General features: G+C 58.0%; 20 protein-coding genes and 1 pseudogene. 12 read left to right on the top strand and 9 right to left on the bottom strand.

Annotated elements, in window-relative coordinates; translation table 11 throughout:
• Nucleotides 1–2: 2 nt before the first annotated feature.
• Together CI41S_RS24705 and CI41S_RS24700 are read right to left on the bottom strand one after the other, a co-directional pair.
• Complete coding sequence (locus CI41S_RS24705) at nt 3–881, bottom strand: ParB/RepB/Spo0J family partition protein (RefSeq protein WP_139861939.1); 879 nt, start codon at nt 879–881, stop codon at nt 3–5.
• A complete protein-coding gene (locus tag CI41S_RS24700) occupies nt 859–2397 on the bottom strand; it encodes a recombinase family protein (protein ID WP_139861938.1) in 1539 nt (512 codons plus the stop codon). Before CI41S_RS24700 ends, CI41S_RS24705 begins: the two co-directional genes overlap by 23 nt.
• A 122-nt stretch (nt 2398–2519) precedes the next feature.
• Here CI41S_RS24700 and CI41S_RS24695 point away from each other — a divergent pair, with 122 nt between their 5' ends.
• The 5 genes and pseudogenes from CI41S_RS24695 (at nt 2520) to CI41S_RS24675 (ending at nt 10052) form a co-directional block, all read left to right on the top strand.
• Nucleotides 2520–2945 (top strand): hypothetical protein, encoded by a 426-nt coding sequence (locus CI41S_RS24695; protein ID WP_175607162.1) that lies wholly within the window; start codon nt 2520–2522, stop codon nt 2943–2945.
• Nucleotides 2946–3656: 711 nt separating this feature from the next.
• The gene (locus CI41S_RS24690) at nt 3657–5351 is read left to right on the top strand and encodes an adenylate/guanylate cyclase domain-containing protein (protein WP_244626697.1); all 1695 of its coding nucleotides are present in this window, start codon (nt 3657–3659) and stop codon (nt 5349–5351) included.
• A gap of 173 nt (nt 5352–5524) precedes the next feature.
• The gene (locus CI41S_RS24685; protein WP_139861937.1) at nt 5525–6988 is read left to right on the top strand and encodes an adenylate/guanylate cyclase domain-containing protein; all 1464 of its coding nucleotides are present in this window, start codon (nt 5525–5527) and stop codon (nt 6986–6988) included.
• A gap of 270 nt (nt 6989–7258) precedes the next feature.
• A pseudogene (locus tag CI41S_RS24680) lies at nt 7259–8212 on the top strand (transposase).
• Between the two features lie 235 nt (nt 8213–8447).
• Nucleotides 8448–10052, top strand: coding sequence for an MASE4 domain-containing protein (locus CI41S_RS24675; protein ID WP_244626683.1), 1605 nt, complete (start codon nt 8448–8450; stop codon nt 10050–10052).
• Between the two features lie 116 nt (nt 10053–10168).
• Here CI41S_RS24675 and CI41S_RS24670 read toward each other — a convergent pair whose 3' ends face one another.
• Entirely contained in the window at nt 10169–11098 is a 930-nt protein-coding gene (locus CI41S_RS24670) for a LysR family transcriptional regulator (RefSeq protein WP_172628172.1), read from the bottom strand.
• Nucleotides 11099–11218: 120 nt separating this feature from the next.
• Here CI41S_RS24670 and CI41S_RS24665 point away from each other — a divergent pair, with 120 nt between their 5' ends.
• Nucleotides 11219–12196 (top strand): Bug family tripartite tricarboxylate transporter substrate binding protein, encoded by a 978-nt coding sequence (locus CI41S_RS24665; protein WP_139861935.1) that lies wholly within the window; start codon nt 11219–11221, stop codon nt 12194–12196.
• A 144-nt stretch (nt 12197–12340) separates the two neighbouring features.
• Here the strand turns inward: CI41S_RS24665 and CI41S_RS24660 are convergent, their stop codons facing one another.
• Nucleotides 12341–13138 (bottom strand): bestrophin-like domain, encoded by a 798-nt coding sequence (locus tag CI41S_RS24660; RefSeq protein WP_139861934.1) that lies wholly within the window; start codon nt 13136–13138, stop codon nt 12341–12343.
• A 722-nt stretch (nt 13139–13860) separates the two neighbouring features.
• Between CI41S_RS24660 and CI41S_RS24655 the strand changes: the two genes are divergently transcribed.
• The gene (locus CI41S_RS24655; RefSeq protein WP_139861933.1) at nt 13861–15831 is read left to right on the top strand and encodes a hypothetical protein; all 1971 of its coding nucleotides are present in this window, start codon (nt 13861–13863) and stop codon (nt 15829–15831) included.
• Nucleotides 15832–16614, top strand: coding sequence for a hypothetical protein (locus CI41S_RS24650; RefSeq protein WP_139861932.1), 783 nt, complete (start codon nt 15832–15834; stop codon nt 16612–16614). It abuts the gene before it with no gap.
• On the opposite strand, the gene CI41S_RS45195 is transcribed toward CI41S_RS24650, so the two are convergent.
• Nucleotides 16536–16925 carry a tyrosine-type recombinase/integrase gene (locus CI41S_RS45195; protein WP_347339268.1) on the bottom strand — a complete coding sequence of 130 codons (390 nt, stop codon included), beginning with the start codon at nt 16923–16925 and terminating at the stop codon, nt 16536–16538. The genes CI41S_RS24650 and CI41S_RS45195 overlap by 79 nt on opposite strands.
• Between CI41S_RS45195 and CI41S_RS45190 the strand changes: the two genes are divergently transcribed.
• The 4 genes from CI41S_RS45190 (at nt 16918) to CI41S_RS24635 (ending at nt 19172) form a co-directional block, all read left to right on the top strand.
• Nucleotides 16918–17142, top strand: a complete 225-nt coding sequence (locus CI41S_RS45190) for a hypothetical protein (protein ID WP_347339267.1) — start codon at nt 16918–16920, stop codon at nt 17140–17142. The two genes, CI41S_RS45195 and CI41S_RS45190, sit on opposite strands and share 8 nt — an antisense overlap.
• Nucleotides 17143–17513: 371 nt before the next feature.
• Nucleotides 17514–17993 carry a lipocalin-like domain-containing protein gene (locus CI41S_RS24640; RefSeq protein WP_172628171.1) on the top strand — a complete coding sequence of 160 codons (480 nt, stop codon included), beginning with the start codon at nt 17514–17516 and terminating at the stop codon, nt 17991–17993.
• A gap of 161 nt (nt 17994–18154) precedes the next feature.
• Nucleotides 18155–18319: a hypothetical protein gene (locus CI41S_RS43655; RefSeq protein WP_172628170.1), complete on the top strand. Its 165-nt coding sequence runs from the start codon at nt 18155–18157 to the stop codon at nt 18317–18319.
• Nucleotides 18320–18443: 124 nt separating this feature from the next.
• Complete coding sequence (locus CI41S_RS24635; RefSeq protein ID WP_139861930.1) at nt 18444–19172, top strand: substrate-binding periplasmic protein; 729 nt, start codon at nt 18444–18446, stop codon at nt 19170–19172.
• A gap of 220 nt (nt 19173–19392) precedes the next feature.
• On the opposite strand, the gene CI41S_RS24630 is transcribed toward CI41S_RS24635, so the two are convergent.
• The 4 genes from CI41S_RS24630 to CI41S_RS24610 all read right to left on the bottom strand — a co-directional run bounded on the left by CI41S_RS24630 (nt 19393) and on the right by CI41S_RS24610 (nt 23910).
• On the bottom strand, nt 19393–19935 hold the full coding sequence (locus tag CI41S_RS24630; RefSeq protein ID WP_139861929.1) for a lipocalin-like domain-containing protein: 543 nt from the start codon (nt 19933–19935) through the stop codon (nt 19393–19395).
• Between the two features lie 864 nt (nt 19936–20799).
• Nucleotides 20800–21156: a hypothetical protein gene (locus CI41S_RS24625; protein ID WP_139861928.1), complete on the bottom strand. Its 357-nt coding sequence runs from the start codon at nt 21154–21156 to the stop codon at nt 20800–20802.
• Nucleotides 21157–21418: 262 nt separating this feature from the next.
• Complete coding sequence (locus CI41S_RS24620; protein WP_172628169.1) at nt 21419–23695, bottom strand: hypothetical protein; 2277 nt, start codon at nt 23693–23695, stop codon at nt 21419–21421.
• Nucleotides 23692–23910, bottom strand: coding sequence for a helix-turn-helix domain-containing protein (locus tag CI41S_RS24610; protein WP_139862157.1), 219 nt, complete (start codon nt 23908–23910; stop codon nt 23692–23694). The genes CI41S_RS24620 and CI41S_RS24610 overlap by 4 nt, the downstream gene beginning before the upstream one ends.
• Nucleotides 23911–23975: the final 65 nt, after the last annotated feature.

The raw sequence follows: 23975 nt of genomic DNA, 5'->3' as shown, positions 1-23975 counted from the left end.
GCTCATGCCTGGCCGTGTAGGCGGACCGCAAGGTTCTTCGGCAGCGTATCGAGCTTCTCACCTTCCAAGATGGTTAGAAAGTCCGGCTCGGTGAGGAGCTTCCGTAAAGCCTCCAGAATGAAGACCAGCCGCGCCTTCGTGCTGTTGGATTTACGGACCAGGACACGCTTGCGGTCAACGTCCTGCCGGTAGGCGCGCAGCAGGGCATTCGAGCTGATCGGGCCATCGTCGCTCCGGCGCGGGCCGGTTTTGTATCCCTTGCCGCGGCGTCGCCGCTGCTCGATCAATTTCTTGGCTGCAAGCAAACGCTGGCCGCGCAATAGCTTTTCCTCATATGCGTGTTGCAGGACGTTCTGGACGTCATTGTCTTCGGCCTGGGAAATTAAGACGGCAATGCTGACCGGCAACTGCCCGGCCTCGACCGCGCGCAACAGCCGCTGCTCGCCGTTCTCCAGCAAGTTGCTGACGCCCCTCACATATTCGACGGTCAGTCCCGTCTTGCGGGCGATGTCATCGAATTCGTATCCTCTCTGCCGCAGACCGTCGATATCGTGCAGCAGGTCGATCGAGCGATGTTGGCGCCTGGCGCAATTCTCAACCAGGCTCATGATCGCGCTGTCCTCATTGGTCGCATCGATGACGATCGCCGGAATCTCGCGCTGCCCGAGCGCCTGGTAGGCCTCGAGCCGCCCCTGACCACAGACAAGGTCGTAGCGCTGGTCGCCGTCACCCGCCTTCCGCTTCACCGTGATCGGCCGCTTTAACCCGAGTTCTGCAACGCTCGTGACAATCTCTTTGAAGACACGCCGGTTGCGAGCCCGTGGGTTCACCACGTCTATCGCGCCGATCGAAACCATCTCAATGGATTGAACCGAGCCCATAGCTGACCTCCATCAATTGCGAACGCGCGGCGAGCTCAAACAGCATATCCAGGCTATCGAAGCGGTACGCATCCAGCGCCAAGCCATTGTCTTCGGCGAGTGCCGCATGAGAGTGCTCAATCTCGAAGCGCGGCAACAGATAGTAGTCGAGGATGGCGCTGTTCATCTGGTTCATGCGAATCGCGACAGTGATGTCCGGGCGCAGGCCGGCATCGAACCGAATTTTCCAGCGATGTGAGCCGGCCATCGTCTCCTGCGAACGAACCAAACATAGCGAGGCCGTGAATTCGTCATTGACGGAGAGGAGGTCGGTTTCGACGTTCTGCTCGACTGTGCCGCCAATCTCTTCGATACCGTGAACCGTTGTCTCGATCAGCTCGGGATACATTCGCCGCAGTGCCCGGTTGATCTCGATATAGCGATAGTCCCGATCCGGGGTAAAACCGATCAGTTCATATGCCCGGACAAGGCTTCCGAAGCGGGCGCGGTAGGCGCTGCTCGACGGCCCAAGCTCTAATTCATCGATAATGAGTCCAGACAAGTAGCCGTGCCTTTCGAGCAGGCCCCGCAGCAGGTCTAGCAATTCTTCATCGGAATATGTTTTGGCGCGATCGTTGATGATCTTTTGTGCTGCCTGGAAAGTCTCGTCATCGACAATCGAATTGAACGCTTTGTCGTGTCGGATCCAGCGCTCGGGTGGATTATGGACCCGGTGACCCTTCAGCTTGCAAGAGCAGTGGTTCCAGACATTGTTGCCGACATACTTTTCGTTGATCAGGATCTGGTGCACGGTGGCCCTATTCCAGGGGCGGCCGAGATCGGTGAAGATACCCTTGCCATTGAGATAGGACGCAATCTCGCGCTCACTCTTGGCGTGATACACGAAACTCTCGTAGATAAATCGAACGGTCTCGATTTCCTCATTGGGACCAGGAATAAGAATGATTCTATCGGTCTGAATGCTTTTGTGCTCGCCGCGCACCAGCGCCCCTTTGGGTGCGCCGTTCTGATCGATTAGTTGTCTCCTTAGTCCGTAGCCGGCTGGTCCGCCTTGACGGTAGCCGAGTTCGATCAATCGTCGCTGCCCGGCAAAGACTTTGACCGAAAGCTCACGGCTGTATTCGCCGGCCATCGCCCGCTTTACACCTTTAACAATGGTCGAAACGGGGCTTCCATCATTCTCGAATTGTTCGGCGCAATAGCGCACGGAGATGCCGGCTCGTTTGCAGATGTATTCGTAATACGCGCTTTCATCAGCGTCCTGAAAGCGGCCCCAACGACTGACGTCATAAACCAGGATTGTCGAGAAGCCTGCCGCGCCGCTTTGCACGTCGTCTATGAGTTGCTTTAACGCGTCTCGGTCATCCAGATTTAGGCCGCTCTTGCCATTGTCTTCGTAAGTCGTCTGTATTTGAAAGCCGTGCCGTGTGGCATATTCGCGAATGGCTTGGGATTGGTTTGCCGTCGAGTATTGCTGATGATCAGTCGACATCCGCACGTACTCGGCTGCTGACATGCTCTGATCGTGTGGCGGAGTTTGCATTTGGTTCGTAGAAGTGCCTGGGAACATTGCCGCCCCACTAGCGTCAAGAATACATGATGCGGTGAGTGAAACCATAGCGCAGCTTGGGAGGAAACATGTTTCCAAAAACGGGTAAGAAGTTTCCGGGCGACGCCGATATCGGAGCTCCCACCTATGCGGCCTTGATCGCCGACGTGCTGCGGTCCGAACTCGGCAACAGTCATAGAGCCCATAAGACGTTGATGCGGTGGACCGGTGCGAATGAGCGAACCGCAAAAAACTGGCTGTCAGGATCAAATGGCCCAAGCGGCGAGCACTTATTGCAGCTAATGCGCAACTCAGATGAGGTATTCGAATGCGTGCTGCGGTTATCTCATCGACCAGTTGTGGTCTCAAATCGGAGGCTTGTCGAAGTGCGGAATAGCCTACAGGGGACGGCCGATCTGCTCTCCGAAGTCATCGACGTTCAATGCCCTTCACGGCCGAAGACCATGCAGGCCCCTCAAACAATACTTCTCAACCAAGGCCGGCCTGAGACGTAGTGTGATGCAGATGATATCTTTTCAAGGAGCCGAGAGCTGTCGACCGCGGCGCGTACCATCGACGTGAATATGAAACGCCTTTCTTTGAAAAAGGACGTTCGCCGCATTGTGCTGAGACTAAAATCGAACACACGTCTAGGCCATCGCCGAAACAGCGGCGCAAAAGTCGCAAAGAACATTAACAACGGCGAGATAGCGACCATGAAGCGAAACCTGGTCTGCTCGACACCCTGAATGTTTTGAGTTGAATCCCATATTCCCGAATGAAGCCCATAGTAACGCGCTGGCTGGAATCGCGTTTGCGATTAATTTCGACGTTCGCGCTTGGCGGTGTCGTTGTGCACCAGCAGCCTGAGCCAGGTCCGCTCCTTATTTCAGCGGTCCGGAAGCATGCCAAAGCCACCGTATTCATCCGGGCTGGAAATTCGTCTCGCGCCGCAGCATATCCGTGGCGTTGATCGAGTTCATATTTGCGCCCGCTCGGCGGCCTTAACTGGCTGCCGGGCTTTTGCGCTCGTCTGCAACGGATTGCCCGCTCGGGCCATGGGCCGTGTGCGATCGAAGCTACCCGCCGACGACTGCTTCCGGCCCGGCAAATCAACTGGCGGAGTGGCCCGTTGATGTGGTTTGATCCCTGCAAGTTGATCTTGAATGCAGGGGGCAGCATTGCCCGAGGGGCGTGTTCAACGGCGATTGGCGGCCATCTTGGCGGTGGACGTTGTTGGCTATTCTGCGCTCATGCAGAAGGCGGAAGAAGCCACCTATGCCGAGTTCGAGCGGCTCAAGCGCGATCTAATCGAGCCCAGCCTGTCTCGCCACGACGGTCGCCTGATCAAGACAACCGGAGACGGTGCTCTCGTCGAGTTCGCAAGCCCCTTGTCCGCCACACGATGCGCGCTCGAGTTACAGGATCACCTCGCCGCCGGCAGCAGTCCCCTCAAATTGCGCATCGGGCTCAACTTGGGCGATGTCATCGTCGGCCAGGACGGCGACATCTATGGCGACGGCATCAACATTGCGGTCCGGCTGGAGGGGATTGCTGATCCAGGTGGCATCCTGATTTCCGACAAGGTGTACGCCGAGGTCGAAGGCAAGCTGGACGCTGGCTTCGACGATCGAGGCGAGCAGCAACTCAAGAACATCTCCAAGCCGATCCGCGCTTACGCCGTGCGCGCGGGTGCGCATGGCGCGCTGACAGAGGGGCTGAGTGCAGCCCCTCCGCTCCCCGACAAGGCTGCCATCGCCATCGCCGTACTTCCGTTTGAGAACATGTCCGGCGATCCCGAGCAGGAGTATTTTGCGGACGGGATGGTTGAGGAGATCACCACGGCGCTTTCGCGGTTCAAGTGGTTGTTCGTGATCGCGCGTAATTCGAGCTTCACGTTCAAAGGCAAGGCCGTTGATATCAAGGAGGTCGGCCGCAGGCTCGGCGTGCGCTATATCCTTCAGGGGTCTGTGCGCAAGGCAGCGGGGAAAGTTCGTATCACGGGGCAGTTGATTGATGCGGTTACGGGCGCGCACATATGGGCGGACACGTTTGAGCGTGACCTGACTGACGTTTTTGCGCTTCAGGACGAGGTCACGTTGGCAGTCGTCTCGGCCATTGAGCCAAAGATACTTCAAACAGAAGTCGCATTATCGGCGCGGCGGCGACCGGAGAACCTCACCGCCTATGATTTTTTCCTCCGCGCCATTCAGCAGTCCTTCCCTGTGACCCGCGAGGGGTTGGCCGAAGCGATCAGGCTGGCCCGTCGCGCTTTGGAGCTGGACCCAGGTGGTCGAGCCGCTTCTCTGGCAAGCGTCTTTCACCTGAACAACGTTGTTTTTGGGTATTCTACCGATCCTAAATTCGAGCTCAAGGAAGCAGTGCGGCTTTCTCACCTGGCATTGCGCATCGACGATGGTGATCCGAGCACGTTAGCAGGAGCTAGCCTAATCTCGGCTTACGTGGTCCGCGATAGTGAAAGTGCGCTCGAAATGGCAGATCGGGCGGTCGCGCTCAACCCCAATTCATTTAACGCATGGAGCTGCAGAGGCTGGGTTTATAGAGCTGCGGGGCTACCGCAGGAAGCGGTTCGGTGCTTTGAACGTGGCATTCGCATGAGCCCGATTGACCCGACGATGTTTGCCGGGATGGGGATGGCCCTTGTTGAGCTTCGTCGCTTTGACGAGGCCATCGTCGCAGGAAAGAAAGCTCAGCGTCTCAACCCGTCCCATTCGTATGCTTACCTCTGTCGCGCGTCCGCTTTCGCCCATCTCGGACGCGACGCGGAGGCGCGTGAGGCGGCGGCGCGTCTGCTTGAGGTCAATCCTACCTTTAGAATATCTGGATGGATCGCTTTGAGCGGGCAATCGAACGCGCAGCTGGTGACTGACGGTCTTCGGAAGGCGGGGTTGCCCGAGTAGCCCACCATCCGATGAGGCGATCGAATGACGGCTTATGGCCCAAAAGCAACGCGGCGGGTTGATGCAGTCCGACGTGTGGCTGTGTTATCATTCGGACCGGGTCCGGCAGCGGTTGCCCGTGAAGTCCCCAAATTGATAGGTGGTCGCGAGATTGGCATAGTCAGGAGCTGTCGATGACATCGATTGACGAACGGCTTCTCGAGAGCAAGATGGTTCAAATCGAGCAGGCTCGCGCCTGGAGCCCGCGCGTGATCTCCAAATTCGAAACGCTGATCCGTAGCGGCGACGAGGTCAGCATCTTCCGCGCAAACCCCCTGGCGTTCGCCCGCGATCGCGGTGTGGCCGAGCCAGAGGCAATCGATCTGTTCCTCCACGCCGCCCGCGCCGGGCTGTTCGACCTGCATTGGGACATTCTATGCCCCCATTCTGGCTTGGTACTGGAAAGCTTCGGCAAGCTAAGGGCACTCCGGAGCCATTTCGTCTGCGGGCTGTGCGATATTGATGGTCAGACGGCCCTCGACGACTTTATCGAGGCTTCTTTCTCCGTCTCGCCGCAAATTCGGCGTCTCGCGTTGCACGACGTTGACAAGCTCTCGATTGAAGATCTGCACTGGAAGCTGAAATTTGCGGAGAGCGGGCGGCTGCCCGGCGGCCAAACCCGATTTGTCGATGTCCTGCGTACGCTCGTGCGCGGCATGACATATTTGCCGGCAGGCGTGACCACGACGCTGCAGGCGGAGATTGGGCCGGGCGCCCTCTCAGGCGTCAACGTCCAGACGCAGGCCGGCTTTATGCTTCCGGTCGTGGACCCATCTGTGGCCGTACCGGGCGTCAGCACTCCCGCCACCATTCGCATCACTTACGATGGGCAACGTTTCACGTCCGCTGTTTCGGCCGTCCCGTCGGGACCCACCGTCTTCGAGATCAACAATACCGGCGCCAGGCGCGGCTCGCTGCTCTTGATCAACTGGCCGCCCGAGATCGTGGCCATGCCAGAGAAGCCAACGCTCGAGTTCGACCCCTATGTTTCCGGCGGCATGCTGCTGACGCGCCAGACCTTCCGGAAGCTCTTCCGCTCTGAGCGGGTGGACGAGGAGGAAGGCCTGGGCATCAGGCAAGTGACACTCCTGTTCACTGACTTGAAAGGCTCAACCGCGCTCTACGAGCATCTGGGAGATCTTAATGCCTATGCGTTGGTCCGGGAACATTTCGCTCTGCTCGACGCCGCCGCTCAACGGCACGCCGGTGCAATCGTGAAGACCATCGGCGACGCGGTAATGGCAGCGTTTTCCCGGCCGGTCGACGCCGTGTCAGCGGCGCTCCACATGCTTCAGGAGATCGGCCAATTCAACCGCGAGCAACGCCAGCCTGCCATCATTCTGAAGATGGGCGCACACTGCGGCCCATCTATTGCCGTGACCCTCAATGAGAATCTCGACTACTTCGGTCAGACCGTGAACATAGCCGCGCGGGTGCAATCGTTCGCGGATGCCAGCGAAATCTGTCTGACGGAAGCGCTGTACACGGCGCCCGGTGTTCGTGAGCTCTTGACGGGTCGCGATGTCGAGCGATTCGAGGCACCGCTGCGCGGTGTCGAGGGCAGCGCACGAGTCTATCGCATCGCTGATCGATCGTAGTGTTGTTTCACCAATCGTTCCAGGGCCGCCGCCAGAGAATTTCGATGGCAGCGGTGATGTGGTAGTTTGACTTCGATGTCCTAGTTCGTTCTCGCCAGGTATCCTGGGTTAAGAAAGCCTGATTCCTGGGAGCCGTAATCCCAGATCGCAACTTCCGCTTCTGGCCCCTCGCTGACCTTCGCGTCTCAGGTTGAGGTTCGCAAATGACCCTGGCTGTGTGAAAACGCGGTGCCGCGGTTATGATTCTCCTGTGATTCTCGGGAGAAATTGATGGGTCGCTTGGTTGAAGAGGCGGATCGTGGGCAGTGGACGCTATTTCCCGAATGCCTCGATGATTTCATTGACGAGAGCAACTCCGTTCGCGTGATCGACGTATTTGTCGATGCGCTCGATTTGGCTGAGATGGGCTTTGAGGGGGTTGAGCCGGCGGCGACTGGTCGGCCGTCGTATCACCCCTCGGTGCTCCTCAAGCTTTACATCTATGGCTATCTGAGCCGGGTGCGGTCGAGCCGACGGCTCGAACGAGAGTCCGGCCGCAATGTCGAGGTGATGTGGCTGCTGGGTCGGCTCACTCCAGATCACAAGGCGATCGCGGATTTCCGCCAGGACAGCGGTTCAGATCGAGCACAACTTGCCAATATGGCCAAGCAGGCGAAGGCTGTTCTGAAGACCGAGACGCTCGAAGCCGTGGCCGATCGCGGCTACTTCAACAGCCCAGAAATCCTCGCCTGCCACGAAGCAGGCATCACGGTAACCTTGCCCAAACCGCTGACATCGGGTGCCAAGGCGGATGGGCGCTTCGGCAAGCAGGACTTTGCCTATTTGTCGGAGGAGGACGCTTATCGATGCCCGGCTGGGGAGCGATTGCCGTATCGCTATACGAGTGAAGAAGACGGTAAGATGCTGCGGCAGCTACTGGACCACAGCCTGTCAAAATTGTGCGCTCAAATCGCAATGCACAACCGGGCCGGAGCGGCGAATTGCGCGGTGGGAGCATGAGCATCTGCTCGAGGCCGTGCAGCAGCGCCCTGATGCAAACCCAGAAGCGATGCGCCAGCGTCGCGAGACAGTCGAGCATCCGCCCGCATGGGAGCGACGCACTTCCTGACCAAAACGCTTCCAAAAGTAGCTACCGAGATGGCTCTCTCGGTTCTGGCTTATAATCTGACACGGGTCATGAACATCGTCGGGGTCAAGCCGCTTATCGTCGCGATCGTGGCCTGAGATTCGCCAGGTTCTGGCTGCCAGGCCGGACATCCCTAAGGGCCGTTTTTACACAGCCAAGACCCGAAGCGGACCTTTAAGTGCCGCCCGGTCAGGACTAGCAGCAGGCCACTGAAACCCTGCAAGCGCGTCTTCGGCAAGTTGAAAACATCGTCTCGAAAACATACGCTCCGTCCAGACGAAACTCAGGGCAGCTTCGTGCCGCGCGTTCCAGCCGCTGGGGAGATTCGCTCCGATGATGAAGCCCGCCGTCACTATCCCGGAGGATCAGTCTTTCGCCCTTGCGACCTTACCGCCCGGCCGGGCGCAGAAACGGCTTGCCCTTGCGGTCATGCTCGCTTTCCTGGGCGCCGTCTTAATCTTGGCAGGGGCGCTCTCGAACGTCCAGCTGGCGCGGATCGATAGCTTCGTCCCGGCCTACGGCACGGCGATGTTCGTGAATGACATGATCACCGCGGTCCTGCTGTTCAACCAGTTCGCCACCCTGCGTTCGAGTGCCCTCCTCGCAATCTCAATCGGGTATCTCTTCACGGGGCTCATGCTTGTCCCATGGATGCTGGTCTTTCCAGGGGCGTTCGCGCCAGGTGGCCTGCTTGGCGCGGGGCTACAGAGCACGGATTGGCTCAACGCTCTGAGGTACGCCGGTTTTCCTACGTTCGTCATCGCATATACCTTTTTGAAGGTTGCCGATCCGCCCAAGCGATTGTGGGAGGGCTCAGTGGGCGCGACGATTCTTTCGAGTGTTGCGATGACGTCAGCCGTTGTGTGTGCCGTGACAGTTCTTGTCACAGTGGGTGAGGCATACTTGCCCCGCATCATGCTCGACCCGGTCCATTTTTCTACCCTCGCGCTTTATATTGCCAGTTGTCTAATCCTGTGGAACGCAGTTGCGCTCACTTTGCTCTGGATGCACCAGCGTTCGGTGCTCGATCTGTGGCTGATGGTGGTTGTTTGCGCGTATGCAATTGAGATCTATCTGGTCTCGTTTCCCGGTTTTGCCCGGTTCAGCGCCGGCTGGTATGCTGGCCGGGTCTTCGGGTTCGTGTCCAGCATTCTTGTACTATTTGTCCTGCTGTATGAGATAACGACGCTTCACGCGCAGCTGCTCGGCGCGGTCCTGGCGCAACGTCGCGAACGTGAGGCGCGGCTGATGACCGGTGACGCCGTCTCGGCTTCAATTGCCCACGAAATCAAACAGCCATTAACGGCGATCATAGCCAGTGCCAACGCGGGATTGCACTGGCTTGATCGTGTCGAACCTGACCTCGATAGTGCCAGGAATGCATTTCGGCGCGTCGTGACCACCGGACACCGTGCGGACGCCGTGATCGAAAATATCCGGGTGCATTTCAAGACGGGTGGACGGACTCGGACTTCGCTCGATATCGACGATGTCATCCAGGAAGCTCTGGCCGTCGTCCGTGACCAATTGCGGAGACATCGGATCGCCGTTCAAGCCGACGTTAACAAACGGCTGCCGCGGATAAGAGGCGAACAAGTTCAGCTCCAGCAGGTGCTGGTGAATTTGATTACGAACGCAATTGACTCCATGGCCACGAAGAATGGGGAGCGGGTCCTATCCATAAGGTCTGAAGTCCATCACTCCAGCTACGTGATGGTATCGGTAGAAGACACGGGGGAAGGTCTAGAGCCTGGCGGCGCCGTGGATCGGATATTCAACCCGATGTTCACGACCAAAGCGGACGGCATGGGCTTGGGGCTGTCAATCTGCCGGTCGATCATCGAGGCGCATGAAGGACAAGTATGGGTGACCGCAGATAAAGGCCGCGGCGCCATTTTTCACTTCACGGTTCCGGTAGACTCGGACAGCCCATCATAGTAGCCCCTGAGTCCGACCTTGGCCCTTAGCCGACCTTTGCTGCGACTGCCGCAATACCCGCTTTCGGGAGGGAAGCCGACCAAGGTCGAGCGGGGCGTCGTGGTCGGCGTGTGACCCTAACCGGCGGTGAAGTCGCGATGGCCGGAGTATTTTTTTGCCACCCTTTTGACGAGGCTCAGGAACTGGCGAACGACCGGCGATGGGTCACCTCGGCGCGATGCCAATCCCAAAAAGACTTTCGGTTGTGGTCCCTTCAAACGACGATAAACGACGCCATCCATTCTCATGTTCTGCATAAAGCCAGGAACGAGCGCGACGCCCATCCCGCCGGCCACTAGGCCGAGCGTAGACGTAATCCTAGGAGCCTGCTGGCCGACGCGGGTGTTGAAGCCGGCTGCCCGGCAAGCTGCAACCGTCTCATCGTGGATGCTAGTTCCCGGCGGCCCAATGAGAATGAAGGGATCGCTGGCTAGATCCCTGAGGTGAACGGTCGGGCTTCGGCGATTCTGTGCCATCGGGTGGAGACTAGGCAGGGCCGCGATCATTGGCTCTTCCAGCAGCGTACTCACCACCAGCGTCTCAACATGGACGCTGGATGAGCGCACAAAAAACGCCACGTCCATCTGATCTTTGGCGAACCGTTCGATCAACTCGTTGCTCAGCGCTTCCTCCAAGGCTAGCGACACCAGCGGAAAGCTTTGTCGATAGGCGCGAATGGCACGAGGCACTAACGGGTGGAACGGAGCCGTCGGTGTCATCCCCACCCACAACCGGCCCTGCGCGCCGCGTGCGGCGCGCCGAGTCGTCTCCACCGCGCGATCACGATGAGCCAGCAATGCTTTGGCATCTGCGAGAAGGGCTTCACCTGCGCTGGTCAACTCCACGCCGCGAGGTATGCGCCGAAAGAGCTGCACATCAAGCTCCCGTTCGAGGGCCTTAATCTGCAGGCTAAGCGCCGGCTGTTGCATGCCGACCTTCTCGGCGGCCCGTGTGACGTGCCCCTCTTCAGCGACGGCGACGAAATACCGAAGGCGCTTCAGGTCCATTGCCATACCAAAAAGCATATCAACTTTGCTGCTTTCATATAATGGCTCAATCGTACCCGACGCGCTATGCCGGAGCTGGGCCGACTTTGCATCTAGTTCGCTTAGGCAACGGAGGGTGCGATGGAAGTCGTTCGTCGAAGATTTTTGCAGTTGGCAGCAGGAGCGGTCGCGGCGCAATTCCTACCGAGGACTGCGTTAGCGCAGGCGTATCCCACAAAGCCCGTACGCATCATCGCCGGATTCCCGCAGGGAGGGGCCATCGACATCGCTGCGCGCCTCATTAGTCCTTGGCTGTCGGAGCGGCTCGGTCAGCCGTTTGTCGTTGAGAACCTTCCGGGCGGGAGCGGCAATATCGCCACCGCCAAGGTCGTGAAGGAGGTCGCCGATGGCCACACGCTTCTTCTGTGTGGTCCGGTCAATACGATCAACGCCACCCTGTTCGAGGGAACACTCGATTTCAATTTCACGCGCGATATTGTGGCGGTTGCAGGTCTCTATCGCGTCCCCCTTGTGGTGGTGATCAATCCATCCGTGCCCGCAAGGTCGGTCGCCGAATTCCTGTCCTACGTCAGGGGTAATCCTGGAAAGCTGAAGGTGGCGTATGCCGGCAAGGGCACTCCGCAGCATGTCGCCATCGAGCTGTTCAAACTGATGGCAGGTATCGATCTAACACTTGTACCGTACTCAGGATCAGCTCCTGCATTGGCCGATCTCCTGGGCGGGCAGGCGCACGTGATGTTCGATCCGATCCCGTCTTCGATCGGGCACATTAGGAGCGGCAAGCTCATTGCCTTGGCAATTACCGCGACAACGCCGTCATTGGCGCTGCCTGATGTCCCGCTAATGGGTAATTTTGTGCCTGGCTATGAGGCGGGCTCGTGGTTCGGCGTCGGCGCTCCACGCAATACGCCAACGGGCATCATCGCCATGCTCAACACCGAAATTAATGCCGGGCTCGCTGCTCCGAAGATCATGGCGCAGCTTGCAGAACTCGAGGGAACTGCAATGCCTGGCTCAGCAGCCGATTTTGCCGCGTTCATAGCCAGCGAGACGGAAAAGTACGCGAAGGTCGTTCGCGCTGCTAACATAACCAGATAGGGCCGTCTATGTTCTGTCTGCTTCTGGCCCTAAGCCGAACACCGGCGAAGCCCTTGTCATGTCCGCTGATAGGGGCAGAGTGGACGCCGGTCCGTGCTCGTCCATACCGCCGCTTGTGGACCCAAATCGGATATGACGCGCCGCTCACCGCATTTCGTCGTAGGCGTCGACGAGGAAATGATCGAAGTTCTCGATCCGAATGAGGCCGAGACGCGGGTATTCCATATCGGTCACGGTGTAGAGCGCGACGGTCAGGGTTCCTGCAAAGAGCAGCATGTGTATCCAGCTGTGCCCTGCGCTCGCGGCCATGCCGAACCCGGCGAGCAGTGAGCAGCCCAGACCAAGGCCAAACAGCATAAAGTAGATGATCTGTGGCGGATGTTTTTCGGCGGCACCCGCACGCAGACGCGCAACCTCGAAGAGGCTATTCAGCGCCGGGAGCGATAGAGCACATGCAGGACGGTAGTTCGGTTGCGGGCAAGCCGCCACTGCCGCGTCCCATAACTGGTTCTTGAGTTCAAGCAGCTTCTTTTCTTGCTGATCCGAAAAATCTTCCGCGCGCTGGACCAGCAAGAAATCATGCGCCATTCGATAGAGTTCGACCCGAGCGCGGACGTATTCTTTGAGGCTGCTCTGGAGCCTGCGCGCCTCGTCTCCGCCGAAAAGGCTTAGTCGGTCATATGTCATGGTGGCCGCCGTCGCTTCCTGAATGACCAACTGTCGGCGGTCATCGAAGCGTTGCAGCGCACCAGAAATGGTGAATGCCAGCAGCAGACCCATCAAGCCGAATATCGCGCCCTCAACGGTCGCTAACCCTCCGATGCTCTCGTCGCCGATCCGCTTGCGATGCCGCAAGCCGAGGTGCTGACCCAAACGTAGCGCGATGAGTGAGCCGACAAAAAATAGGGCGGCAATGGCCACGGCAAACAACATGAAGATCATTTTTGATCTCCATTGGGGAACGGCCTTTACGCCGCAAAGTGTCGCCGCAAATCATGCAAGGATTACGGCGGATCTCCGATCTTGAGCCGCTCCCGATGCGGAACGCCCGCCACTTCCGAAGTTGGCCCGACTGCGACATGCGGACGAACCCCGAGAATGTCTGTTCGTCGGGGTAGACCAGAAGGCAACGGCAGACCGGCAAAACGGTGCTTTTTGACCCATAGCAGACATTTCAGAATAGCGTGGGCGCTCTTCGCGCTTGATAGAGGTGCTTGACGCAACGCTTTTATCGCAGACCGAGCGTAATCGGCAGCTTTCGGGTTGCCAGCCTTTCAATATTTTCGAGCGCCCAGATCAAGTACTGCGGCGTCAGGATTGCGGTGACGGGTAGTAGGATTGGCGTATAATTTCGTTTGTCATCCAATCGCCTGCGCATGGGCCTATGCAACGGTGATGCAGGCGTGGACCTGCACAACCTCAGGACTGGATGTGACCTTCTGGCCTTCCGACTGAGCGACCTCTTGGCTCCATGGGGACTACTAGACTATGGCTGGCCCGCTTCGTTTCCTTCAATTCCGCCGAGTTGTGAAGTATATCACATCCACCCAGAGGTATTACGTTTAACCTGTAGTGGGAAATTCCTCGGAACGGTGCTGCTCCGTGATTCGCTTAATGGCAATCTCGAAGGATCCCTATTCCCGAGGGAGCAGAGGGGTGATAACATGCAGCGCGAACGTTTGGCGTTAATCGCTATTGCGGTAAGCGTCGCAGCCATGTTTTCTGCGGCGGCGGCTTGTGCGCAGGGCCTGCAGGACTTCGGTCTTGTTGGCTTATCGCCTCTTTGGAAGCAAATACGAGACATCAAGGATAAGGCTGAAGTAAAGCGCATCGAAAACACACGTGTATGTAATATATCCGTTCCGTTAGCCGGAAGCGCTAACGAAGCAGCCGACGCAAGTGAAAGCGACTGGAAAGCAACGCTTGCCTCTTATGACGAGTGGGAAGCCGATTATCAGACCCGCTCGTTGTTTCGTCAGCCTCTCGTGCAGGCGGGCGATGAAAAGGGTAAGCAGAAATACATCAGGCAGCGCAAAGCAGGCACATCCCAGCGGACGATGCAGCTTTTCGCCTATGCATTCTATCTGCGCGCCATGTATCGCAATGGGAAGTACGCAGAGACAGCCAGTGCAGCCGAGTCCGCGATCCAAAAGTTCCATCTATCCCCAAGCTTTCACCAGCTCGACCTTGCCGAAACCAGCGGCACTTATCTCACCGATGAAACCAATGCGAACGCCATCTTTTTGTACGCAAGGCTCGGGCGCATTACTGGCGCAAGCACCGACGCCGACAAGTTTCTCTCGATCGTCAGATATCTCGACATCCGTGACGAGCTTTTGTCGACGATAAAGCTCGGGTTCTTTATTGGTGAAGACGACGACAACGACATTCTTGAAAGTGCAGCGGGCCTGGCCACCGCGGCGATGAGTGGCGCTCTCGGAGTCCTCCCGCGAGCCGCCATCAAGGCATCTTGGATTCAAAGGGACGGCGGGCAGGCTCAAGGCTTTGTCGTGTTTCGCGGCAAGCGATCCAACACATTCCAGATTTCATTTGGAGGTGGAGGCGAGCCGCCGCCCCCGGCCAATGACAACAAATCGGCTGCGTCACCTAACGGCCCCGAACGGCCAATGCTCCTCGCTCCCGGTAGAAATTCCCCGGCCAGCGGTGGATTAGGGTCTTATGCCAACGCCGATATTCTGAGCGCCGGCATCCTCGCCGCCAGCGAAGCTAAGGCTGCCTATCGCCGCTTCGTCGATAGCCGTCTCGTCGAATATTCCAGCAGCGAGATGGCACTCTTCGACATCCAGAAGGATGGCGATAGCTACAGTATTTCCTTTGCCAAGCCGGGAGGCGACAAGACCGGCGATCCAGCAGCCGCAATGCAGCGTTTTACGCTTCAATCCGCGGAGATGAAGGCGCTTGGAGGAACCGGAACGCTTCCCGCCGACCATCCCATGAGCCCCTTTATTGATCAGTTGAAGGAGGCGGCGCTCGTCGAATATTCCAATCCATTTATGTCCGCCGACAATGATAACGAGTTTCGCGCGTCTGCCGATCAGTTCAGTTTTGGGCTTCAACGCGCTCTTCCAAAGAAGCAGGTCTATCGGGACTCTTTATCGGATCAAACCAAATCGATCGTCAGCAATCTTGGCGCCCATCTTGTCGGCGATGCGAACGACTATGTAGCGATCATCGCGGACACTTCGTTCAAGGTTACCGATTACAAAATCGTGCAGAACATCCGCAGTTCGCTAATTCAGGCGGGCATACCGATCCAGAAGGGAGTTCAAGGCGATAACAAGGAAAAGAACGTCATACTGATCACGGCGCATTCGGACGAGGAGTTTGCGAAGTTCGTTGATGCACTGGGCGGCGCCGGTTCTTTCAAGAACAGCTATGTCATTGTCAATTCCTGCGAAACCCCAGTAACACGCCGCATTGCCGAAAAGATCACTGGGCAATACGGTGCCAAGGCCGCCTTTGTCTATGAGGGTACGATCCCCGCTGAAAATGTCTCTCAGATGATCGAATCCATGGCCAAGACCGTTAAGGAGAAGTCGAAACAGAAATTGGTCGATTTCCTCAGAGGCCTTACTGCCGCGCAAGGGCTAACTGGAATCTGGAGCGTGTCCTGAATGCTTGACCTGCCATTTGAGCCCGTCAACGAGTCCGACGCCCTGGAAATCGAAGGTGACGCGCATCTAGGCCCCTCCGTGCCACAGGTGGAGCCGGGAACCGCTCCTTCGCCGGAATTCCGCGCGCAGATCCATGACCGACCTATCTCCTTGTCGATCCGGGACATGATGAGCGCCGCCAACGTCTCCACGGCCGCCAAGATTTTCAAACGATTTGACCTCTGGCTTGTCCCGCATCGCTTCTCAATCCGGCGTGTGGTCGGTTCATCGAAAATCATCAAGGCCGGCTGCGAGATCGAATATGTTGATACCGATCAGACGTTCTCCATTCTAGGCTTGCTGCCAGCACCGGAGTACGTGGAGCGTCTTTCCGCCAATCTCAATGTTGAAGCTTCCGCCAAGGCAATTCTGAGTGAGAGCGGAGCGCTGGAGGTTGCCTTGCCGCTTCCTGCCGATCTGGCGCTAAAGCCTATTTCCGGTTCGGCATCCCTTTCGTCGTCTGTCGGCCTCCAAGGAGGGTTCAAGCTCGCCTTATCCTTGAAGCTGATGACACCGTTCATCGCCGCCATCGGCGTCGGCTCCCGACAATGCATGTTCGAGTTTTCTGTGCACGATCTGCCGCTCGCCGATCGCGATATCGAAACTTGGGCTCTCGTCGCCCTGCCTAAAGGCGAATCCGAAATTGCCTATCGCATGAGGTGCTTTTATTCTTCCCGCTGGTTTGCTGTTCCGCGGCATTGGCGGACGGCTTGGACCGAGGTGACGGCCGCTCCTTCGCGATAATCAGTCTGGGTGGACGATGCGTCACCTTGACCGCGCGCCGGCTGAGCCTGCAGGAAGCTATTCGCAATGATTGCAGCAGTATCCCACCGCCGTGTCGGCGCGCTGCACTCGATCTTGGTATGCCCAAGTAAGAGTTGGACGGCTCTCAGATTGCCCGTTCGCCGATAGATTAAGGTCGCTTTTGTTCGCCGCAATGAATGCGTCCCGAACAGCCTCGGGTCCAGCCCCACGCTCCCGATCCACTCAGACACGAGCCGAGCATATCGGCGCGTTGTTATGCTGCGGTGGGGTCCGCGACGGCCGGTGAACAAAAAACTCGCCCTGCCGCTTTCCGGAGAACCTCAGATAGTCGTCGACGGCCTGGCGGGTCTGCTCGCTCAGTTCAAATCTCACCGGCCGTCCGGTTTTCTTTTGCCGGACGGTTGCCCGATCGGCTGTGTATCCGCCGGCGGCGATATCTTCGACCCGGAGGGCTACGACATCGCAGCCGCGAAGCTTGCTGTCGATCGCCAAATTGAACAGCGCTAGGTCGCGTGTGCGGCCTTCGATCTGGAGTTTCGTTCGGATCGACCAGACATGTTTGGGACGCAGCGGTGGCTTTGCGCCCGTCAGCTTTCCCTTATTCCATGGTACCCGCTGAGCCGTATTTACTGAATCCTGCATGGCCATACTCCTCGGCTTCGTTACAGAGTCGATAAGAATGAGCCGTCAAATTAAGCATCGAAACCAGGTCCGTTCTCGGGCAAAGGCGGACCCAGCCTCAGGCTTACCGGCAAACGACCGGTCGCGCTTGACCCTAAGCGGAAATCAGTCCCTCACAAGCCTAGATTTCCTGTAATCTGGCGACTTGAAAGGGCGGAGGAGACATGAGGAAGCACCGTAGAGTTCTTGGAACGTGCATGGCTGCGGCTTTCGGACTGTCCTTGCATGCGAATAGCGCCGCTGGTCAGGAACCATCGACGAAAGAAGGCCTCGTCGGGACATGGATCGTGGCGTCGTGGGAGCAGAAGAAAAACGATGGCACTACCTTGCGGCAATTCGGAGAGAACCCAGCGGGTATGGCCATTTTTGACGCAAGCGGGCGGTACATCATCACGGTCATGCGCCCAGACCGCGCCAAATACAAAAGCAATGCGCTGTGGCAGGGTACTCCGGAAGAAAATGAAACAACAGCTAATGGGACCCAGACCTACTTCGGGACGTACAGGGTGAACGAGGCAGACCGTAGCATCGCAATCCATGTTGAAGGTAGCTCCTTTCCCAATTGGAACGGTTCAGATCAGAAGCGCTTCGTTACGATCACTAGGGATCAACTCACACTGACCATTCGCCCTCCGAGCGGCGAGAATGTCGATGTGACCTGGAAGCGAGCAAAGTGACCATCGATGGCCGCGTCCGCTGTTGGCCCTTTTCGGAAGTGCCGCGCTGGCCCATCGAAAGTCCGGTGTCGGGAAGTGAAGCGGACGTTACGCTTGAGCGTTCCGACTTCCGAGTTTGACCCACAGCAGACATCCACGCGGCTGAGGGTATACTGTCTTCTATGACCATCGAACTCGTCCTGCTCGTCGCAAGCGTAGTCCTCGGCATCGTGCACATCATCATCGTGTCGCACTTGCAGAGCGGGCAACACGGGCTATCGATGGACAGCCAGCTCAAGGGAACACAGCGTTGCGCCGCTCATGTCCGCCGTCAGGAGAGAAGCTGACCAGGGTCGAGCGGGGTGTTATGGTCAGCTTTTGACCGGACATCCGCCACGCCTTCCAACGGACGGGCTTTGCCGTTACGATGCTGGTCCATCGGCTCCGGGGTGACATGAGGCGACGGTCGAGATGCGGACTACAAAGGTTGTACTGTTGTTGGCGGCGTTCTTTTTTTCTGCTGCTGCAGTTGCAAGTGCGCAACAAGAATTGCGTGTAGGGCTTATGGACGAGGAGCCCGGGGTTGTTCGAAACAACAATCAAGGGGGCGGTCGTGACATAGATGTCTGGACTGCTATCGCGAACGACACCGGCGTACGTGTCACCTATGTATACGTGAAGAACCCGTCAGCGCTGCTCGCGGCTTTGGATGAGGGCAAGGTAGACGTTGCAGGGTGGACGTCTACCACTTCGGAAAAATACCTTCGGACGACTACGATCCTGCCGACGGCCGAAGCATTGGTGGTCCCGAAGACGGACGTTCGTCCGTATCGCAATCTTGATGACATCAGGAATTTGAGATTTGCCACACTCAAGGACACGGCTTACGCAAATTACCTCAAGAACAGTGGCATTGTCAGCATCAGAGAGTTCAACAATCTCCCGGACGTTTTAAGTGCTGTCACGTCGGGAGAAGCTGACGCTGCGATGTTTTCCGGCATCATTGCAGGATACATGGAGAAGCAGGATAAATTATCCGGCCTGCAGGTCGTGAGGTCTTACCAGCCGGCACTGTCGCGTCCGGTGGTGGCGGCGTTCCCGAAAGGCGCCTCCGAAAGCTACGAAAAAGTTGAGGCCGCGCTCAAGAAACTGCATGCAAACGGAACAATGGAAACGATAAAGGCCAAGTACGGTCTTTAGAGAGCGCTTGCCGGTTCACGTGCGCTTTCGCTCCGATGTCGGCTGGCCCAAAGGCGAAGTCGTCGCGTGCGTACACTAAGTCGCCTCTCGAAGGGCAAGCCGGCGTGTTGTACTCACTGTGAGTTGTTCGCATCTATAGTCCGGCCGTGCCTAACAACCGCGGAGGGGAACGCTCGGGATGGGACCCCGTAGGGCCGTCTTGATAATGGATCAGGTGCTTTCATTTCGCGCGCTTGAACACCAGTTCGAGGATCAAACCGCCTGATCCACCTGGATTCGTCAATCGCAATTCGTCGGCCGTAACCGACGTGATGATCCGACTCTGATCCGAAGCAACCATGTTCGGAAAAGTACTCGTTACGACAGTCGGGTGAACAGTCTTGGTACCTTCGTCGAGGGTGTAAGTCCCTGTGTAAGCGATCACTCCAGTGGCGACAGCCTGGGCTTCTTCTGGAGTGGGCTTTAGCCGGTCGCCTGACGCGATTTTGGGCAGATCAACCGGCACTGTGATGAAGTGGAAATACCCATCCGCGGTATAAGTCACTGCTCCCTGCAATTGTGGGCGCGGCACACTGCTGCCATCAGCCCGCTTGGCAGTGCTGGAAACGTAAATCCAGGTGCCGATGACCTTATCCTTAAGCGACTCAGCGAAGGCCGGAGTAGCCATGGCAGCAATGGTCAGCACCGTGACAATCGGGCACGCAACCAATCTGCGAGCCTTTGCCTTCCTGGTATTGTCAGCAGTTAGGTTGATGATGATCATATAAGTGCTCCGCGTTCGAAATTGGCACTTGAAAGAAGATCAGTTGATACCTTCAGGCCGGGATCGCTGCTTATGGAGTCCGGGGCCGCTTCACTTGATTGGCAGGCGTTGATCGCCCATCAGCTGGCCGTCTTACAGAAGAGGCTATCGACATAGTTGCCAGCATGGAAGGGGGCCATGTCGGTTATTGGCCCAAAACCGACATGCTGTGGTCACCCGGCGATGTCCGGCTTTAGCGGGAAAGCCGACACGGCGGAATTATGAGTACACGCCCTAGCTAGCAATGGCACCGGCTGTGCTCCACGGCGGGGCTGCAGCGACGTTTGAAATACCGTGCAACGCAGGCACCTGACCATTCCCGCTCGCGACTTCCGGGACCTCAAGCGGCTCGCCGGCCGGCGATCGTCAGCCAAGTGTATCGCTCGGGAACGTCGCGGAACGGGTCAGCGTCGAACGGTGTGTAGTAATCCATTTCGACGGCGGCCATTGCGTCGCTGGCGGTTGTGAACCAGATGGCGTTTCCCGCCCTGCCCAAGAGTTTGCGGTCACGCACTGCATACCAGCCCGGGACCGCTTGCCTGACGTAGATGCGCGAGCGCCCCAACTGCCGGAAAAATCCACCCTGAGGGCTCTCAACCCAACCGCAATATGCCTCTGCAGGCCAACATCTTTCGGCCGCCAAACATGCTGCATGGGATGAACCGAATAGATCAGTGAGCCGTCGCTCCGTCCTCGTAGAGAGGGACCACGATACGCCCCACAACGCGCCATTGCGCGTGACCCGCCCGACAATCCGGTCACCTAAGCTCCATACCAGGTCTCCGCCTGGCTCTTCTACCAACTTTGCGACGTTCGAGCCGGTCATCATGTACTTCCTTCTCTTGTCGGCGAGGGCCGATCCCAGCCCGCCGTCTCACCTTTGTACCTTGTTGAAGATTGAGCCGAGCCGCGTATCGGCCGCGCCCACCCGCGAGTGACGGTGTCGCGAAAGCCACCAGGCATCAGCCGGCGCGATTGGATCGGGATGAATGTCAGGTCGCGCATAATCGCTGCCAGCCGACGGGCGTTCTGGGTCGTGCGGCGGGCTCCGACGAGGTCAAGGAGCGCAACCGTGCTCATAGCGTCCACGCCTTTGAGAGCGTTTTCCAGGGGCTTCCGCCACGGGTCGGGAGGAGCCTCAAACTGTTTGGCGGCGTCGCGCATTTTCTCAAGGAAGGACATGGGCGCCTCCTGGTGTTCTAGCCGCCACCCTTGCGGCGGTCGATCTGTGACGCTTCTGGCGGGCAATTAGTTCGGCTCGTTCGGAAACGACGTAGCTAAGGTGGCCTGATCTGCCACGCGTGCCGTCGGCAGCGTGCCGGGAAGGCCGGGAAAGGCGGGAATGTTTCTGCCGAAAGCTATGTATCAATACTCTCATTTTTGATCCTCATACTAGGAGTGGATACTTCCCGGACTTACCGGCCTTCCCGGCCGCTGCCGCGGCTTATATGACGCGGACGGTGATGTCGTTGGCGTTCGTCGCGGTGTTTTGCTGCGTATCGAGGATGTATCCTCCGGTATGGACGCCCTTCATTCTTCGTGCCCAGTAGCCCATAACCTTTGCCGTGAGGTCTCGAGCGCCGAGCACCTCCTCCAGAGCCTCGTGGAGTGCCTGTTCCGCAGCCGAGGGTGGTGCGATGAACGTGTGCGACGATCGTCGATGATCGAGAACACGCTTATGAACAGCGATCGCTTCCGCCGCCCTGAAAGGTGCCGTGCCGAAATGCTGATACAGAGCGGAAAGCAGTGCGGCGTCGCCTTGTCGGCGGGGATCTTCCACCTTGTTCTGGCGGAACGCATCTGCGACGTCGTGAGCCGTGAGCCAGTATACGAGGTCGCGGACGTTGCGGGACCATTCATCAAATGACCCTGCCGCGGGGAGGCCATGTTGCGGCATACCAGCGAGGCGGAACGCTCGCATAGCAGTGAATGCGGCTCGCAAGAAAACAGCGCGACGTTCACTTACAAAGGTCACGGGATTGAACGCGAAGCGATCGCTCTCTGGATTGCTTGATTGGGGCAGAATGCTTATGGCGAGTGCGCGCCTTGCCATATCGCCGGTGATGATCGGGTTGTTGCCTGTGAGCGTGAGGAAGGAGCGGTTGCGAACTCTTACCGTTTCGCTGCGACCGAGTGGCCTGATATCTGCCGCTCCTTCTGTGATGATGCTTTCGAGCAGATCGCCCTTGATCTGCATCCCATTCGCGTTGTCGATGCTGAGCGTGGCCGGCGTTTGGAGGAGAAGCGCGGCCAGGCGTTTTTCAAATTCCTCCGTACTGCCACCCCACGTGATGATGACCGGCTTGGTGTCGAAGGCTAGACAGGTCAGCGTGTTTACAATCAGCCCCTTGCCTGTACCAGGCATTGAACTGCGGATTACGAACATCGGTGCAGTCGAGATAAAGGGCCGCTCTATCGCTGTGAAGATTGCGGCTAGAAGCAGGGCCTGCCCGACCGCAGCATCCTCAAACTGGTATTTGGAGAACGGGACGAGCAGCGCTTCGGCCGCTTTCCGGGCGCTATCGAGCTTCGGTGCCAGAGGCACGTAAAATCCTGGGACCTTGTCGTGGAAAAGCCCGGTCTTTAGATCAAAGCCGGGTGTGAAGTGAATTATGCCCCGATCGTCAATTCTTGGCACACGCACGATACCACGTAGGGGTGGTGCACCGTACTGGCCGCGCATCTGGTCCAGATAGTCATTGATGAAGGCTCGCGGCGGCAATGTCCGGACCATACGCGTTTCGCCCCTTCCGCCGGCGCGCTGCATCCACTGAAGCCGTTCGGCACGCATCATAACATCAGCAGCCTTCGCTATCGTCGTGGCCGGAAGGTCTCCGTCCCAGCGAGTGTCTGAGGGAAGCGTGTCCTGGTCAGGCTTCCTAAGAATGACGAGTGGACCGCTTGGATCGCCTAAAGTGAAGGTCCGACCGTCGGCAGCTACCGTGCGGTCAAGGCGTTCGCGGCACTTCTGCTCATGTCCGGGAGCAAAACCAACCGGCGAGCCATCTTCTTTTGTTGCACGTTCCCAGCGGCTGAAATTCGCTCCCACCTCGCGCGCCTTATTGATGAGTGTTCCCGCAGTGATGCCATCCTGGTCGGAGTGCCCTCCGCCGCAGGTTCGGAAAAAATGACGTAGAGTGTCTTCGGGATCGGCCTCCTTTGCGCTCGAAGCTGCGTCAACAAAGATGCCCTCGGCGTCTACTACACCACTCCGAGCGATAGCCACCACCAGGCGCCGGTAAGTACCTTGATCGCCACCATTCTTGGTCAACTCAAACAGGGACGAATTATTCGCAATGTGTCGTACCGCAAATTCAACTACCTCCTTCCGAGTGGTCGGCAATAGCTTCGGAAACCATGGATTGCCTTCAGCCAAGGCGTCCGCAAAGCCCGTGTCAAGGTGATAGGGACGACGTTCCGCCTCGGGTTCGGATTCCCGCGGCGGTTCGAGCGGCTCTGTTGTCGGGACGACATCCTGCTCGCCGGCCTGATCGCGAACACCGCCAATCCGACCTACTGGCGCATCATCGACGACAGCCTGCGCGCCCAGCCCTACGGGCTGATCATCCGCAAGGGCGCCGTGCACGCAGGACTGCCCCGCCTCACCCGGACGGGTCTCCGAAACCAAATTTGTCGAATCGGACGGGAGATCACCCGCTACTTTTACGGTGCGCGCAATTCCCCTGCTACGACTAGCCCCGTCGCACTCGGTGGCGATCATGTTGCGTCCCTGCGATTATCAGGGTCGTCCATTGCCCTCACTTTAACTGAAGGCAACGAGCGAACCCATTGCCGCAAATCCTGGTCCAGGATCAGTGTGCGCCTTCCGCGCTTGACTGCACGCAGCGCTCCGGAGCGAATAGCTTCATAGAGGGCAGTGCGTCCTATCTTTGCGCCGGAGCATGCCTCCGGGATGGTGTGTACAAGAGGAACCATTTTGACCTCGCTGTTCTTAATGATCATGCGGATCGAAACCGCTCGCGTACGTCCTTGCGGATGTT

Origin of the sequence: Bradyrhizobium ivorense, assembly GCF_900696085.1 — a bacterium.
Taxonomy (GTDB): domain Bacteria; phylum Pseudomonadota; class Alphaproteobacteria; order Rhizobiales; family Xanthobacteraceae; genus Bradyrhizobium; species Bradyrhizobium ivorense.
This window is presented reverse-complemented; position numbering and strand designations above follow the sequence as displayed.

Excerpts from the sequence above, each read along its gene's own strand:
- CI41S_RS43655 (WP_172628170.1), top strand. The coding sequence starts at position 18,155 with ATGACCATCGAACTCGTCCTGCTCGTCGCAAGCGTAGTCCTCGGCATC.
- CI41S_RS24660 (WP_139861934.1), bottom strand. The coding sequence starts at position 13,138 with ATGATCTTCATGTTGTTTGCCGTGGCCATTGCCGCCCTATTTTTTGTC.
- CI41S_RS24630 (WP_139861929.1), bottom strand. The coding sequence starts at position 19,935 with ATGATCATCATCAACCTAACTGCTGACAATACCAGGAAGGCAAAGGCT.
- CI41S_RS24675 (WP_244626683.1), top strand. The coding sequence starts at position 8,448 with ATGATGAAGCCCGCCGTCACTATCCCGGAGGATCAGTCTTTCGCCCTT.
- CI41S_RS24625 (WP_139861928.1), bottom strand. The coding sequence starts at position 21,156 with ATGTCCTTCCTTGAGAAAATGCGCGACGCCGCCAAACAGTTTGAGGCT.
- CI41S_RS24665 (WP_139861935.1), top strand. The coding sequence starts at position 11,219 with ATGGAAGTCGTTCGTCGAAGATTTTTGCAGTTGGCAGCAGGAGCGGTC.
- CI41S_RS24670 (WP_172628172.1), bottom strand. The coding sequence starts at position 11,098 with ATGGACCTGAAGCGCCTTCGGTATTTCGTCGCCGTCGCTGAAGAGGGG.
- CI41S_RS24635 (WP_139861930.1), top strand. The coding sequence starts at position 18,444 with ATGCGGACTACAAAGGTTGTACTGTTGTTGGCGGCGTTCTTTTTTTCT.
- CI41S_RS24705 (WP_139861939.1), bottom strand. The coding sequence starts at position 881 with ATGGGCTCGGTTCAATCCATTGAGATGGTTTCGATCGGCGCGATAGAC.
- CI41S_RS24640 (WP_172628171.1), top strand. The coding sequence starts at position 17,514 with ATGGCTGCGGCTTTCGGACTGTCCTTGCATGCGAATAGCGCCGCTGGT.
- CI41S_RS24610 (WP_139862157.1), bottom strand. The coding sequence starts at position 23,910 with ATGGTTCCTCTTGTACACACCATCCCGGAGGCATGCTCCGGCGCAAAG.
- CI41S_RS24655 (WP_139861933.1), top strand. The coding sequence starts at position 13,861 with ATGCAGCGCGAACGTTTGGCGTTAATCGCTATTGCGGTAAGCGTCGCA.
- CI41S_RS24685 (WP_139861937.1), top strand. The coding sequence starts at position 5,525 with ATGACATCGATTGACGAACGGCTTCTCGAGAGCAAGATGGTTCAAATC.
- CI41S_RS24700 (WP_139861938.1), bottom strand. The coding sequence starts at position 2,397 with ATGTCAGCAGCCGAGTACGTGCGGATGTCGACTGATCATCAGCAATAC.
- CI41S_RS24695 (WP_175607162.1), top strand. The coding sequence starts at position 2,520 with ATGTTTCCAAAAACGGGTAAGAAGTTTCCGGGCGACGCCGATATCGGA.
- CI41S_RS24620 (WP_172628169.1), bottom strand. The coding sequence starts at position 23,695 with ATGATCGCCACCGAGTGCGACGGGGCTAGTCGTAGCAGGGGAATTGCG.
- CI41S_RS24650 (WP_139861932.1), top strand. The coding sequence starts at position 15,832 with ATGCTTGACCTGCCATTTGAGCCCGTCAACGAGTCCGACGCCCTGGAA.